Origin of the sequence: Nocardia nova NBRC 15556, assembly GCF_001613005.1 — a bacterium.
Classification (GTDB): Bacteria; Actinomycetota; Actinomycetes; order Mycobacteriales; family Mycobacteriaceae; genus Nocardia; species Nocardia nova.
Genome location: NZ_BDBN01000005.1, coordinates 35993 through 49515 on the forward strand (window position 1 = coordinate 35993; position 13523 = coordinate 49515).

At 66.6% G+C, this 13523-nt stretch carries 14 protein-coding genes; 4 read left to right on the forward strand and 10 right to left on the reverse strand.

Going from position 1 to position 13523, the window contains the following annotated elements:
- Positions 1-38 precede the first annotated feature (38 nt).
- The 4 genes from hsaB to hsaA form a co-directional block, all read right to left on the reverse strand.
- On the reverse strand, positions 39-629 hold the full coding sequence (gene hsaB / locus NN2_RS02730; protein WP_030517281.1) for a 3-hydroxy-9,10-secoandrosta-1,3,5(10)-triene-9,17-dione monooxygenase reductase subunit: 591 nt from the start codon (positions 627-629) through the stop codon (positions 39-41).
- 23 nt (positions 630-652) lie between these two features.
- Positions 653-1552 (reverse strand): iron-dependent extradiol dioxygenase HsaC, encoded by a 900-nt coding sequence (hsaC, locus tag NN2_RS02735; protein WP_030517282.1) that lies wholly within the window; start codon positions 1550-1552, stop codon positions 653-655.
- 67 nt (positions 1553-1619) lie between these two features.
- Positions 1620-2501, reverse strand: coding sequence for a 4,5:9,10-diseco-3-hydroxy-5,9,17-trioxoandrosta-1(10),2-diene-4-oate hydrolase (hsaD, locus tag NN2_RS02740; protein ID WP_063010059.1), 882 nt, complete (start codon positions 2499-2501; stop codon positions 1620-1622).
- Positions 2501-3670: a 3-hydroxy-9,10-secoandrosta-1,3,5(10)-triene-9,17-dione monooxygenase oxygenase subunit gene (hsaA, locus tag NN2_RS02745; RefSeq protein WP_063010066.1), complete on the reverse strand. Its 1170-nt coding sequence runs from the start codon at positions 3668-3670 to the stop codon at positions 2501-2503. Before hsaA ends, hsaD begins: the two co-directional genes overlap by 1 nt.
- A 225-nt stretch (positions 3671-3895) precedes the next feature.
- Between hsaA and NN2_RS02750 the strand changes: the two genes are divergently transcribed.
- Together NN2_RS02750 and NN2_RS02755 are read left to right on the forward strand one after the other, a co-directional pair.
- Positions 3896-5119 (forward strand): 3-ketosteroid-9-alpha-monooxygenase, oxygenase component, encoded by a 1224-nt coding sequence (locus NN2_RS02750; protein ID WP_063010202.1) that lies wholly within the window; start codon positions 3896-3898, stop codon positions 5117-5119.
- On the forward strand, positions 5119-5436 hold the full coding sequence (locus NN2_RS02755; RefSeq protein ID WP_030517286.1) for a hypothetical protein: 318 nt from the start codon (positions 5119-5121) through the stop codon (positions 5434-5436). Before NN2_RS02750 ends, NN2_RS02755 begins: the two co-directional genes overlap by 1 nt.
- Positions 5437-5575: 139 nt before the next feature.
- Here the strand turns inward: NN2_RS02755 and NN2_RS02760 are convergent, their stop codons facing one another.
- From NN2_RS02760 to NN2_RS02785, 6 genes are all read right to left on the reverse strand, one after another.
- Entirely contained in the window at positions 5576-5983 is a 408-nt protein-coding gene (locus NN2_RS02760; RefSeq protein ID WP_063010204.1) for a cupin domain-containing protein, read from the reverse strand.
- A gap of 120 nt (positions 5984-6103) precedes the next feature.
- Complete coding sequence (locus NN2_RS02765; RefSeq protein ID WP_063010068.1) at positions 6104-6709, reverse strand: TetR/AcrR family transcriptional regulator; 606 nt, start codon at positions 6707-6709, stop codon at positions 6104-6106.
- 318 nt (positions 6710-7027) lie between these two features.
- Positions 7028-7513, reverse strand: coding sequence for a hypothetical protein (locus tag NN2_RS02770; RefSeq protein ID WP_063010070.1), 486 nt, complete (start codon positions 7511-7513; stop codon positions 7028-7030).
- Positions 7514-7689: 176 nt separating this feature from the next.
- Entirely contained in the window at positions 7690-8739 is a 1050-nt protein-coding gene (gene dmpG, locus NN2_RS02775; RefSeq protein ID WP_062994502.1) for a 4-hydroxy-2-oxovalerate aldolase, read from the reverse strand.
- 13 nt (positions 8740-8752) lie between these two features.
- Positions 8753-9664, reverse strand: coding sequence for an acetaldehyde dehydrogenase (acetylating) (locus tag NN2_RS02780; RefSeq protein WP_030517291.1), 912 nt, complete (start codon positions 9662-9664; stop codon positions 8753-8755).
- A 10-nt stretch (positions 9665-9674) separates the two neighbouring features.
- Entirely contained in the window at positions 9675-10460 is a 786-nt protein-coding gene (locus tag NN2_RS02785) for a 2-keto-4-pentenoate hydratase (protein ID WP_063010072.1), read from the reverse strand.
- A gap of 152 nt (positions 10461-10612) precedes the next feature.
- Here NN2_RS02785 and kstD point away from each other — a divergent pair, with 152 nt between their 5' ends.
- Both kstD and chsH3 read left to right on the forward strand, forming a co-directional pair.
- Positions 10613-12316 (forward strand): 3-oxosteroid 1-dehydrogenase, encoded by a 1704-nt coding sequence (gene kstD, locus NN2_RS02790; protein WP_082856678.1) that lies wholly within the window; start codon positions 10613-10615, stop codon positions 12314-12316.
- A gap of 124 nt (positions 12317-12440) precedes the next feature.
- Positions 12441-13304 carry an enoyl-CoA hydratase ChsH3 gene (gene chsH3 / locus NN2_RS02795; protein WP_030517294.1) on the forward strand — a complete coding sequence of 288 codons (864 nt, stop codon included), beginning with the start codon at positions 12441-12443 and terminating at the stop codon, positions 13302-13304.
- The last annotated feature ends 219 nt before the right edge of the window (positions 13305-13523 follow it).

A 13523-nucleotide genomic window follows, 5' to 3' on the forward strand; every position in this document is an offset into this window, starting at 1 on the left:
CACCCGGAAAGGTGCCCGCCCTCGACGATCGCCCGGACCTACAACCAGGTGTCCAGGGTGGTGGTGGTGAGGAAGTGTTCGAGGTCGGCTCGCCAGGGGGCCGGGGTGGTCTTCTCGGGTTCGATGGCGGTGTACTGGCCGCGGTAGAAGAGCAGCGGCCTGCCGGAGTCCGTGGACTCCGACAGGGCCTGTACCCGGCCGATCACGATGTAGTGATCGCCGCCGTCGACGACGCTGTCCACCGTGCACTGGATCGTGGCCAGCGCGTCGTCCAGGACCGGAAGTCCCAGCTCCGAAGTGCTCCAGCCGATTCCGGCGAACTTGTCGGGTTCGCGGGAACCGAAGCGGGCACACACCTGTTGTTGTTCCTCGGCCAGGACGTTCACGCAGAACCGCCCCGACTGCTCGATCGCGGCCCAGGACCGCGACCCCTTGGTGGGGCAGAACAGCACCAGCGGCGGGTCGAGGGAGAGGGCGGCGAAGGACTGACAGGCGAAACCGATCGGCGCCCGCTCGGCGTCCTCGGCCTCGGTGAAGGTGGTGATCACCGTGATACCGGTGCAGAACTGCCCCAGCACATTCCGGAACTGCCGGCCGTCGATCTCCGGGTATTCGCCCGTGGCGGTCATGGTTGTCGCCCTCTCCGCGCTCGCTACTTGAATCCCACCGTGAAGTCGTGACCCCACAGGCTCACCGCGGTGGATTCCCGCGCGATCCAGGAGTGGTCGTCGACTTCCAAACCCTCACAGCCGAATTCGATGTCGAATCCGCCGGGGGTCTTCATGTAGAACGACAACATCTTGTCGTTGATGTGCCGGCCGAGGGTGGCCGACATCTTGACCTTCTTGCGCAGCGCGCGATCCAGGCAGAGCCCGACGTCGTCGGAATTCTCCACCTCGACCATGAGGTGCACGATGCCGGTCGGATTCGGCAGCGGCAGGAACGCCAGCGCGTGATGGCGGGGATTGCAGCCGTAGAAGCGCAGCCACGCCGGGTCGCCGTCGGCGGGCCGGCCGACGACCTGCGGCGGCAGCCGCATCGAATCGCGCAGCCGGAAGCCGAGCACATCCTGATAGAACGCCTGCGCTTCGGCATCGTCGTTGCAGGTCAGCACCACATGGCCCAGACCCTGTTCGGCGGTGACGAACTTGTGGCCGTAAGGGCTGACGAAGCGCCGGGCCAGGTACTGGGCGCCGTAGAACGCCTCGAGCGTATTGCCGGAGGGATCCTGGAAGCGGATCATGCCCTCGACGCGCCGCTCCGCGAGCTCGTCCTTGGTGCCCTCTTCGAAGGCGACGTCGGCCTTGGTCAGCGTCTCCCGAAGTCGTTGCAGCCCAGGGGCGTCGGTGACCTCCCAGCCGGAGACCTGCAGGCGGTCCTTCTCGCCCGGCACGATCACCAGGCGGGCGGGGAAATCGTCCATCCGCAGGTAGAGGGCATCGGGGTTGGGCCCGTCGGCCTCCATCATGCCGAGCACCTTGAGCCCGTACTCGCGCCAGGCGGCCACGTCGGTCGCCTCGATGCGCATATAACCGAGCGCACGAATACTCATCGGGTCTCCTTTGCTTTGCGGGACACCCGCACCCGGTCGGCCCGATGACCGGCTGCGCCATGGTAGGTCATCGGGCCTCCTTCACACCGAAGAGGAAATCGGTTGCCAGCCGGTTGAATTCGTCGAACTTTTCCAGCTGCGCCCAGTGCCCGCAACCGCCGAACACGTGCAGCTGCGCGCGCGGGATGGTCTTCAGCGCCACGAGCGCGCCGTCGAGCGGATTCACCCGATCCTCACGACCCCAGATGAGCAGCACCGGCTGGTGCAGCTTGTAGGCCTCCCGCCACAGCATGCCCTTCTCGAAATCCGCACTGGCGAACGACTTTCCCATCGCGCGGGTCGCGGCCAGCGCTTCGGGCGTGTTGGCCGAGGCGAAGCGCTCGTCGAGCAGTTCCGGCGTGATCAGCGACTGGTCGAAGACCATGATCCGCAGGAACTTCTCCAGATTGTCGCGGGTGGGCTCGACGTTGAACTTGCCCAGCGCCTTGACACCCTCGGTGGGGTCCGGGGCGAACAGGTTGGTGCTCAGTCCGCCCGGACCCATCAGCACCAGCTTGCCGGCCCGGTCCGGATAGTCGAGGGCGAAGCGCACCGCCGCGCCGCCGCCCAGCGAATTGCCCAGCAGGTGAACGCGGTCGGTGATGCCCAGGGTGTCGAGCAGATCCTTCAGCGCCGAGGCGCTGTGCACGAAGTACTGCGGGTGATCGGTCGGCTTGTCCGACTGCCCGAAGCCCGGCTGGTCCACGGCCAGCACGTGGAAGTGCTGCGCCAGCACCGGGATGTTGCGCGCGAAGTTCGACCACGACGAGGCGCCCGGACCGCCGCCGTGCAACAGCACGATGGTGGGGCCGTTACCCTCGCCGGCCTCGTGGTAGTGCAGCTTCAGATCCGGGCGGACCTGGGCGAACTTCGAGGTGGACTCGTAGGTCAGCTCCGAAACGGCGGTCATCACACCATCCCGTCGGTGACCGGCAGCCCGAACGCGTGGGTGCCGTACATCATGTAGGCGCGCTCGGGATCGTTGGCGGCGTGCACGCGACCGGCGTGCGCGTCACGCCAGAACCGCTGCAGCGGAGTGCCGTTCGCGAGCGCGGTCGCACCCGAGCTCTCGAACAGCTTGTCGATCGAGGCGATGGCCCGGCCGGTCGCACGGACCTGATCGCGGCGCGCAGCCACGCGCAGGTCGAACGGAATCTCCTCGCCGGCGACCAGGAGCTTGTACTCGTCGGCGACGTTGCCCGACAGCTGGCGCCACGCGGCGTCGATATCGCTGGCGGCCTCGGCGATGCGCACCTTGGCGAACGGGTCGTCCTTGGCCTTCTCACCGGCGTAGGCCGCGCGCAGGCGCTTGCCCTGGTGCTCCACGTGCGCGTCCAGCGCGCCGTAGGCCATGCCGACGATCGGCGTGGAGATGGTGGTGGGATGGATGGTGCCCCACGGCATCTTGTAGACCGGATCGGTGTTCTGCTGCAGACCCGGCGCGGTCAGGTCGTTCATGCTCTTGTAGCTGAGGAACCGGTGCCGCGGCACGAAGACGTTCTCCAGCACCAGCGTGTTGGAACCGGTGCCCTTGAGGCCCACCACGTTCCACACGTCGTCGATGCGGTATTCGGTGCGCGGAACCAGGAAGCTGCCGAAGTCCACCGGCTTGCCGTCCTTGATCACCGGACCGCCGACGAAGGTCCAGGTGGCATGATCGCTACCCGACGACCAGGCCCAGGAGCCGTTGACGATGTAGCCGTCGCCGCTCTCGGTCACCACGCCGGCGCCCATCGGGGCGTAGGAGGAGGAAATGCGGACCTGGGTGTCCTCGCCCCAGACCTCTTCCTGTGCCTGCTGGTCGAACAGCGCCAGATGCCAGTTGTGCACGCCGATGATGCCGGCCACCCAGCCGGTGGAACCGCAGGCGCTGGCGATCTTGCGCACGGTGTCGTAGAACACGACCGGGTCGGCGGCGTATCCGCCCCACTGGCGCGGCTGCAGCAGCTTGAAGAAACCGGTCTCTTGCAGCGCCTTCATGGTCTCGTCTGGGATGCGGCGCAGATCTTCTGCCTCCTGCGCTTGTTCGCGCAGCTTCGGCAACAGTGCTTCGACCCGCTCGGTTACTTCTTGCGTCATCTCGGGGGCTGCTCCTGCCTGGTCGAAATCGGAACGGGTGTATCGGTCGCATTCCGTTCTGCGGAACCGATACTTGTCTTGAGACTAGAACACGTTCTTATTTATGTCGAGAACGGGTGTTCATTGTCCCACAACGAACACCTTTGCCTGGTAGTCAACGGAATAGCTGGCGCTGGGCCGCTCAATTTTGTAACGTGTTCTAGTACTTCCAGAGGAGGGATGACGATGGCAGAAACCGCACAGCGGAGCGGGAAGGTCCGCGAGATCGACGTCGGCTCGACACCGACGCGGTACGCGCGGGGCTGGCATTGCCTGGGCCTGGCCGAGACGTTTCGCGACGGTAAGCCGCATGCCGTGCAGGCTTTCGGCACCAAACTCGTGGTGTGGGCCGACAGCAACGACGAGCTGAAGGTGCTCGACGCCTACTGCCGCCACCTGGGCGGCGATCTCAGCATGGGCGAGATCAAGGGCGACTCCATCGCGTGCCCGTTCCACGACTGGCGCTGGGGCGGCAACGGCCGCTGCACCTCGATCCCCTATGCGCGCCGCGTGCCGCCGCTGGCCCGTACCCGCGCCTGGACCACCCTCGAGCGCAACGGCCAGCTGTACGTCTGGCACGACCACGAGGGCAACCCGCCGCCGGACGACGTCACGATCCCCTACATCGAGGGGCCCTACACCGATGCCGACGGCAACCCGGTGGAGGAGCGCAACAGCGATTGGACCCCGTTCACCTGGAACACGATGCTGATCGAGGGCGCCAACTGCCGCGAGATCGTGGACAACGTGGTGGACATGGCCCACTTCTTCTACATCCACTTCGCCTTCCCGACGTACTTCAAGAACGTCTTCGAAGGCCACGTGGCCACGCAGTTCCTCGAGACCAAGGGCCGTCCGGACATCGGCATGGCCGCCAAGTACGGCGGGGAGACGCTGCTGAAGTCGGAGGCGTCCTACTTCGGCCCGTCCTACATGATCAATCCGCTGACCAATATCTACGGCGGCTACCAGATCAAGGTCCAGCTGATCAACTGCCACTACCCGGTCACGCAGGATTCGTTCGTGCTGCAGTACGGCCTGTCGGTCGAGAAGCCCAAGGGCATCGACGACGAGACGGCGGAGAAGCTGGCCAAGTCCATGACCGACTTCTTCGGCGACGGCTTCCTGCAGGACGTGGAGATCTGGAAGCACAAGTCCAAGATCGACAACCCGCTGCTCTGCGAGGAGGACGGCCCGGTCTACCAGCTGCGCCGCTGGTACGACCAGTTCTACGTCGACGTCGCCGATATCGACCCGAAGATGGTGCAGCGCTTCGAATTCGAGGTCGACACCACCAAGGCCAACGAGCACTGGGAGGCCGAGGTCGCCGAGAATCTGCGGCGCAAGAAGGAAGAAGAAGAGGCGGCCGGCAAGACGAACCCTGCCGTCAAGCAGGAGGCGGGTGCCTGATGGTCTCCTGGGCGAAAGCACCCGATTTCGCGGACCGCCCGGAACGCCGGGAACAGGTGCGTGCCCAGACGGTCGTCGACAAGCAGCGCTATCTCGAAGACGGCCTGACGCCGGTGGCCTGCCGGGCATGCGGAGTGGAAGTCCTGGTCCGCAAGTCCTCCTCGCACCAGCGCTCGGTGCAGTGGACGGTCAGCCCGGCCGAACACTGCCCGGTCTTCGCGAAGCTGGCCGGGCCGGGGCGGCCGGATCCGTGCCCGGACCTGGAGAAGTCGATCCAGTATGCGATCGATGAGGGCATCCTGGCGATCGACGAGTAGGCAGGCGTGTTGCTCAGGCCCGCCCACCGTATTCGACAGGGATTCGGTGGGCGGGCCTGAACTATTCGTGCAAACCTCCGCGCGAAAGGCGGAAATCGCGCCGAATCACCGAGGTTTGCACGATTTGTTCACCCGGCGATCAGTCCAGCCGGAAGTCCGCGAAATCGAATCCGGGCGCGACCACGCAGCTCACCAGCACATATTCGTCGCCGGCCGGACGTGCGGCCTGGCTGACGCCGGCGGGCACCACGGCCTGCAGGAGTTGTCCCCGTTCGACGTCGGGGCCGAGAATCACTTCGTCGCCGCCGATGTTCAGCAGCAGCGGACCACCGCGCTGCCACAGCCAGATCTCGTCCGAGCGCACCGTATGCGGCGCGGAACGTTCGTGCGGCAACAGCAGAAAGTGGATGGCGGTGGCGGACGCACGCGACCCGTCGTAGCCGTCCGGCTCGAATTCGACCGGGCTGCGGTAGGTTTCGCGGAACCAGCCGCCTTCGGGATGCGGTTGCAGATCCAGCGCCTCGGCCAGCGCGGGTCGTTCGGACATCGTCGCCTCCTGCACAGTCGTCGTCCCCCCGGATTGTGCGCGGCTACGGCCGACGCCGCGAACTCGGCGGCATGGCGCCGGCTCGCTGCCGCGGATCGGCGCAGACGTTCCGGCGGTGGGTCATCGCGCGTCGCGCCCCACGCTGTAGGCCATCGCGACGTGAGTGAACAGAGTGGTGCGCTGTTCTCGGACGGCGGGGTCGTCCGGTTCGAGCAGGCACTGCTGCGAGGTTCCGTCGTGCACCGCGACCACCGCGCGGCCGAGGCCCTCGCGGTCGGTGACGGTGCGTCCGGCGTGGTTCAGCAGCGCCTCCAGGACCGGCAGCAGGGCCGCCACGATGGCGCTCTCCCGCGCGACCATCACCCGCCGCAGCGGCGGATTGCGCAGGGCGTGGGCGGTGAATTCGGCGGTGATGCGAAACCACTTGTCGTCCAGCGGAACCGCCCGCAGCACCTGCTCCACACCGGCGCGCAGATCCTGGACGTCGGCGCCGGTCTCCGACTCGAGCACTCCCGTCAGCTCGCGCAGCATCTCGGCCGAGCGCAGCTCCCACATCGCCAGGAACAGCTCTTCCAGCGAGCTGAAGTTGGAGTAGAACGCACCCCGGGTGAACCCGGCGCGCTCACAGATCTGCTCGACCGTGCAACGACCGAACCCCTCTTCGGCGAAAGCGTCGAAGGCGGCGTCGAGTAACCGCTGCCGAGTTTCGGCCCGCCGCTTGGTCATTCGCGGTTCGCGCGTCGCTACGCCCCTCGGTGCGGCGACATCACCGACGGAAGCGGCCCCTCCCGGCGTCCCCGATTCGGCCGATGCGTCGCGGCGGCGTTGCGATGTCCGGCCGCGCCCGGCCTCGGACGAATTCCGCGCACCGACCGACGTCACGAACGCTTCCTCTCCATGGACACGTGGATACACGAGTGTATCAACCTGTCTGTTCCCGGTTGCCGATCGAAACGACCCGGTCGATCCGCCCGGCCGCACGAACGACCGCGAGCCGCGAACGTCGGAGCGTTCGCGGCCCGCTGAGCCGGTTCCCTGCTGCCGTCAGCTGAGGTTGGTGCCCGACCAGCCGAAGTTGAAGGTGTGTCCCTTCGAGCTGCACTGCACGGCACCGCGTCCACCGGCACTGCAGGTGGCGCCGCCGTAGTTGATGACGCCGCCGTAGTCGTAGCCGTCGGACGCGGGCCCCGAGTCGATGGAGCGGCTGCCGGCGCGTCCGAGCGGGCCGGTCAGACCGAAGGTCGGATGCGCCGGGAGGAACGGCAGATCGATGGCGACGTTGTTGATGGGAATTCCGAACAGGTAGGCGATTCCGGGGCTGATATCACAGCCCACATCACCGTTCGGGTGCATCGAGCAATTGGCGTATCCGGCACTGAAATACACCGTGTCGCCCACCAGGTAATCCGCCGGATTCTGCACGGTGGGCCCGTTCGCGGCGACGAACGGCTGCGCACCGGCCACCGCCCCACCGGCCATCGAAATCGCGACGGCGGCAACGGATCCACCGATCAACGCCCGCATGTTCACAGCAACTCCTCTATTTGTCCGAACGATTACCCGAGAACAGAATTGCTTGCCGCGCAATGGTACAGCGCGTCCCAGACCCATAATTCGGATCGGTTCGGACCGCACGCGCGTTAACGGCGGAACACGAGAACGGGCCGCGAACGACTCACGTTCGCGGCCCGTCGATCTCGATACGCTCAGGCGGAGGCGGTCTGTTCCCGCTGCAATTCCAGCGCGATGTCGATCAACTGGTCCTCCTGGCCGCCGACCAGCTTGCGCTTACCGGCGCGCACCAGCATTTCGGCCGCCGAGACGCCGTAACGCTCGGCTTGACGCTCGGCGTGCTTGAGGAAGCTCGAGTACACCCCGGCGTAGCCCATCATCAGGGCCTGGCGGTCCAGCAGGCATTCCTGCGGCATCGCCGGGCGCACGACATCCTCGGCGGCGTCGGCGATCGCGAAGAAGTCGATACCGGTCTTGATGCCGATCTTGTCGGCGACGCCGACGAACGCCTCGACCGGGGTGTTGCCCGCACCGGCGCCGAAACGCCGCGCGCTGCCGTCGATCTGCTTGGCGCCGGCCTTCACCGCGTAGATCGAGTTGGCGACGGCGAGGTCGAGGTTCTCGTGGCCGTGGAAGCCGACCTGGGCGTCGTCACCGAGTTCGGCGGCGACCGCGGCGATGCGGTCGGACACCTGGTCCAGCACCAGCGCACCGGCGGAGTCCACGACGTAGACGCACTGACATCCCGCGTCGGCCATGATGCGCGCCTGCTTCGCGAGCACCTCCGGCGGCTGCGAATGCGACATCATCAGGAAGCCGACGGTTTCCATGCCGAGGTCGCGGGCGTAGCCGAAGTGCTGGATCGAGACGTCGGCCTCGGTGCAGTGGGTGGCGATGCGGACGATGGACGCGCCGTTGTCCTGGGAGATCTTGATGTCCTCCTTGACGCCCACGCCGGGCAGCATGAGAACCGCGATCTTGGCCTGCTTCGCGGTCTGCGCCGCGATCGTGATCAATTCCTGCTCAGGGGTTTTGGAGAACCCGTAGTTGAACGAAGAACCACCCAGGCCGTCACCGTGGGTCACCTCGATCACCGGCACGCCCGCGGCGTCGACGGCCGCGACGATATCGCGCACCTCGGTGGCGGTGAACTGGTGACGCTTGTGATGGGAACCGTCGCGCAGCGAGGTGTCGGTGACGCGGACGTCGAGTTCCTGGGAGAACGGCTGCAATACGTAGTTCATGATCTGGTCCCTCCTAGACCCGAGCCGTGAGGATCTGTTCGGCCATGACCTCGCCCACCCGGGTGGCGGCGGCGGTCATGATGTCGAGGTTGCCGGCGTAGGGCGGCAGGAAGTCGCCCGCGCCCTCGACCTCCACGAAGACCGAAACCTTCGCCATCCCACCGGAAATCACGCTCGGCTCGTCGAACTGCGGTTCGTTGAGCAGGCGGTAGCCGGGCACGTACTCCTGGATGTCGGCGACCATCTTGTGGATGGATTCGCTGATCGCATCGGTGTCGGCATCCTCGGGAATGGCGGCGAAGATGGTGTCGCGCATGATCATCGGCGGCTCGGCCGGGTTGAGGATGATGATCGCCTTACCGCGCTTCGCACCACCGATGGTCTCCACACCCTTGCTGGTGGTCTTGGTGAACTCGTCGATATTGGCGCGAGTACCCGGACCCGCCGAGACCGAGGACACCGAGGCGACGATCTCGGCATAGGGCACCTCGACCACGCGCGAGACGGCCGCGACGATCGGAATCGTCGCCTGCCCACCGCAGGTGATCATGTTGACGTTCGGGGTGTCGATATTCGCGCCCAGGTTCACCGGCGGCACGACCGCCGGGCCGACCGCGGCGGGGGTCAGATCCACCGCGCGGATACCGGCCGCCTCGTATTTCGGCGCGTATTCGCGGTGTACGTAGGCCGAGGTGGCCTCGAAGAGCATGTCCGGCTTCTCCGGCAGCGCGAGCAGCCAGTCGGCGCCCTCGTGCGAGGTCTCCAGACCCAGCCCGCGGGCGCGCTTCAGCCCCTCACTGTCCGGATCGATACCGATCATCCAGCGCGGCTCGATCCGCTCCGACCGCAGCAGCTTGTACAGCAGATCGGTGCTGATGTTGCCGGAGCCGACGATCGCGGCTGTCACCTTCCCGTTGTCGGTCACTTGATCTCCCTCAGCTGAATGTCAAACGGACGGAACCGAGTCCAGCGAACTCGGCATGGAAGTCGTCACCCGGGCGGGCGTCGATGGCGCGGGTGCAGGAACCCGGCAGCACGATGTCACCGGCCTTCAACCGCACCCCGAACGAGGCGACCTTGCGGGCCAGCCACGCCACCGCGATGGTCGGATCGTCGAGCACCGCGTCGCTGCGGCCCTGCGCGACGACCTCGCCGTTGCGGGTCAGCGTCGCGTCGATCGCCTTGATGTCCAAGGTATCCGGGGCCACCCGCTCCGGACCGAGCACCCAGCCGGCCGAGGAGGCGTTGTCGGCGATGGTGTCGCACAACGCGATATTCCAGTTCTTGATGCGGGTGTCGATCAGCTCGATCGCGGGGGCGTAGGCCACCGTCGCGGCCAGCACGTCGGCCTCGGTGCACTCCTCGCCGGGCAGATCCGCGCCCAGCACGAAGCCGACCTCGACCTCGACGCGCGGGAACAGGTACTTCGACGTGTCGACCGGAACATCCTCGAACACCTGCATATCGGCGAGCAGATGGCCGTAGTCGGGTTCGTCGACGCCCATCATCTCCTGCATGGCCTTCGAGGAGAGCCCGACCTTGTGGCCGACCACCTTCGCGCCGTCGGCCAGCCGCTGCCGGATGTTGATGAGCTGAATCTCGTAGGCGTCGACCACATCGATCGCCGCATACCGCGTGACCAGCGGATCGATCGGCACCCGGTCTCGTTCGGCGACCGCGAGCTCCGCGGCCAGTTCATTCCGTACCGCGTCGGACAGCACGCTTGTTCCTTCCATTGGGGCGCTCGGTCTGGTGACCAGCCGGTGAGCGGGATACAAACTGAAACGAGTTTTCCTGCATTTTCTCGTGTCAGCAGTCCCATCTGCCAGACCAATATAGACCGAACCTGATCCGATTCTATAACGTGTTCTACATGACTGATCGGGAATACGACGTGGTGGTGGTCGGCAGCGGCGCCGCCGGGATGACCGCCGCCCTCGCCGCCGCGCACCACGGCCTGCGTGCGGTGCTCATCGAGAAGGCCGCACACTACGGCGGTTCGACCGCGCGTAGCGGTGGCGGTGTGTGGATCCCCGGCAACAAGGCGCTCCAGGCGTCCGGCCGGCCCGATGACCGGGAGGAGGCCCGCCGCTACCTGCACAGCATCATCGGTGACGTGGTGCCGAAGGAGAAGATCGACACCTACATCGATCGCGGCGCGGAGGCCTTCGACTTCGTTCTCGATCACAGCCCGCTCCGGATGACCTGGGTCCCCGGCTACTCCGACTACCACCCCGAGGCCCCGGGTGGCCTGGGCTCCGGCCGCTCCTGCGAGCCGAAGCCGTTCGACCTGAAGGTGCTCGGCGCCGAGGCGGCCAAGCTGGAACCGCCGTATGCGAAGGCCCCGCTGAACGTCGTGGTCATGCAGACCGACTTCGTCCGACTGAACCTGATCCGCCGCCACCCGAAGGGCATGATGCGGGCCATGCGCGTCGGCGCCCGCACCTACCTGGCGAAATTCACCGGCAAGCACATCGTCGGCATGGGCCAGGCGATCATCGCCGCGATGCGCAAGGGCCTGATGGACGCGAATGTCCCGGTGCTGCTCGACACCCCGCTGACCAAGCTGATCACCGACGGCGACCGGGTCGTGGGTGTCGAGGCGACCGTCGACGGCGAGCCGACGATCTTCAAGGCCCGCTACGGCGTGGTGCTGGGCACCGGCGGTTTCGAGCACAACGCCGAGATGCGCGAGCAGTACCAGCGCAAGCCCATCACCACCGAGTGGACCACGGGCGCCGCGGCCAACACCGGTGACGGCATCCGGGCCGGTATGGAGGTCGGCGGCGACATCGGATTCATGGAGGACGCCTGGTGGGGGCCGACCATCTTCAAGGGCGGCAAGCCGTGGTTCGCGCTGGCCGAGCGCAATCTGCCCGGCGCGATCATGGTGAACGCCGACGGTAAGCGATTCGGTAATGAGTCCGCTCCTTACGTCGAGGCCGTGCACACCATGTACGGCGGCAAATGGGGTCAGGGTGACGGTCCGGGCGAGAACATCCCGGCCTGGCTGGTATTCGACCAGCGCTACCGCAACCGCTACATCTTCGCCGGGCTGCAGCCGGGCCAGCGCTTTCCGTCCCGCTGGATGGAAAACGACAACATCGTCAAGGCCGACACCCTCGAGGAGCTGGCCCAGCGTCTCGGCGTGCCGGCGGACAATCTCGCCGCCACCGTCGCCCGCTTCAACGCCTTCGCGGAAAAGGGCGTGGACGAGGACTTCGGGCGCGGCAAGAGCCACTACGACCGCTACTACGGCGATCCGACGGTGAAGCCGAACCCGTGCCTGGCGGCCCTCGTGCAGGGCCCGTTCTACGCCGCCAAGATCGTGCCCGGCGACCTGGGCACCAAGGGCGGCCTGGTCACCGACACCGCGGCGCGCGTGCTGCGGGCGGACGGCAGCGTGATCGAGGGCCTCTACGCCGCCGGCAACTCCTCGACCCCGGTCATGGGCCACACCTACGCCGGTCCCGGCGCGACCATCGGACCCGCGCTGACCTTCGGTTATCTGGCGGTCATGGATATCGTCGAGAAGGCGCGCGAGGAGAAGGCCCCCACCGGCGCGGCGAGCAAGTAGAACCGTTCAGTGGGACATCCCCTACCGTGCGCCCGGCCCGGCCGAGACGAATGGAGCCGGGCGCACCGGGGACGCCCTCGGTCGCCGCGGGTGCGATCGCGACGTGGCGGAGTAAGGAAACATCATGCCGATTGACTTGAAAACCGCTCTGGGAGCGGAACTTCCGGCCCAGGAGTTCTCCTGGACGCCGTCGGATGTGCAGCTGTACCACCTGGGCCTGAGCGCCGGTACCCGCTGGACCGATCCGGGTGAACTGCGATATCTCGACGATCGGGAGCCGCAGGTGCTGCCGACCTTCGCGACAGTCGCACCGACGATGCGGGTCACCGAACCGCCGAAGGTGAGCTATCCCGGCGTGGAGATCGACCTGGCCAAGGTCGTGCACGGCAGCCAGGAAATCGTTGTGCACCGGCCGATTCCGGCCGAGGGCAAGGCCAGCAGCACCGGGCGGATCACCGAGGTGTGGGACAAGGGGTCGGCGGCGGTGATCGCACACGAGACGGTGATCACCGGATCCGACGGGCAGCCGCTGTGGACGGCGCGTTCCTCGATCTTCGCCAAGGGCGAGGGCGGTTTCGGTGGTGAGCGCGGCCCGAGCACCAAGGCCGAACTGCCCGATCGGACCCCGGATTTCGAGGTGCTCACCCCGACACTGCCGCAGCAGGCGCTGCTGTACCGCATGTGCGGTGACCGCAACCCACTGCATTCGGATCCCGAATTCGCCCGCGCCGCAGGCTTTCCCAATCCGATCCTGCACGGCCTGTGCACCTACGGTCTGGTGTGCAAGACCGCGACCGACACCGTGCTGGACTCGGACGCGAGCCGGGTCACCGGCTTCCGGGCGCGGTTCGCGGGCGTGCTGTATCCGGGCGAGACGATCCGGTCGCGGATCTGGCGCGAGGGTGACGAACTCGTCATCGGCGCCACCGTGGTCGAACGCGAGGACGCCCCCGTGCTGAGTGATGTGCGGTTGAGTTTCTCGGCCTGACACCGGCTACCCGCCGCCGAACGAGAAACCGCCCGACCGGCAGTGCCGGTCGGGCGGTTTCGTCCTATCCCGGTTCGCTGATGTTCCGGGCGGTGCCTGTCGGCGTCAGTCCGGGAAGCCGGTGGCGAACAGGCCGGCGATCGCGACGGAACAGATGACAGCGATGATCGGGATAATCCACATGCCATCAGACTACAAGGTGTAGTAGAAAACCACGAC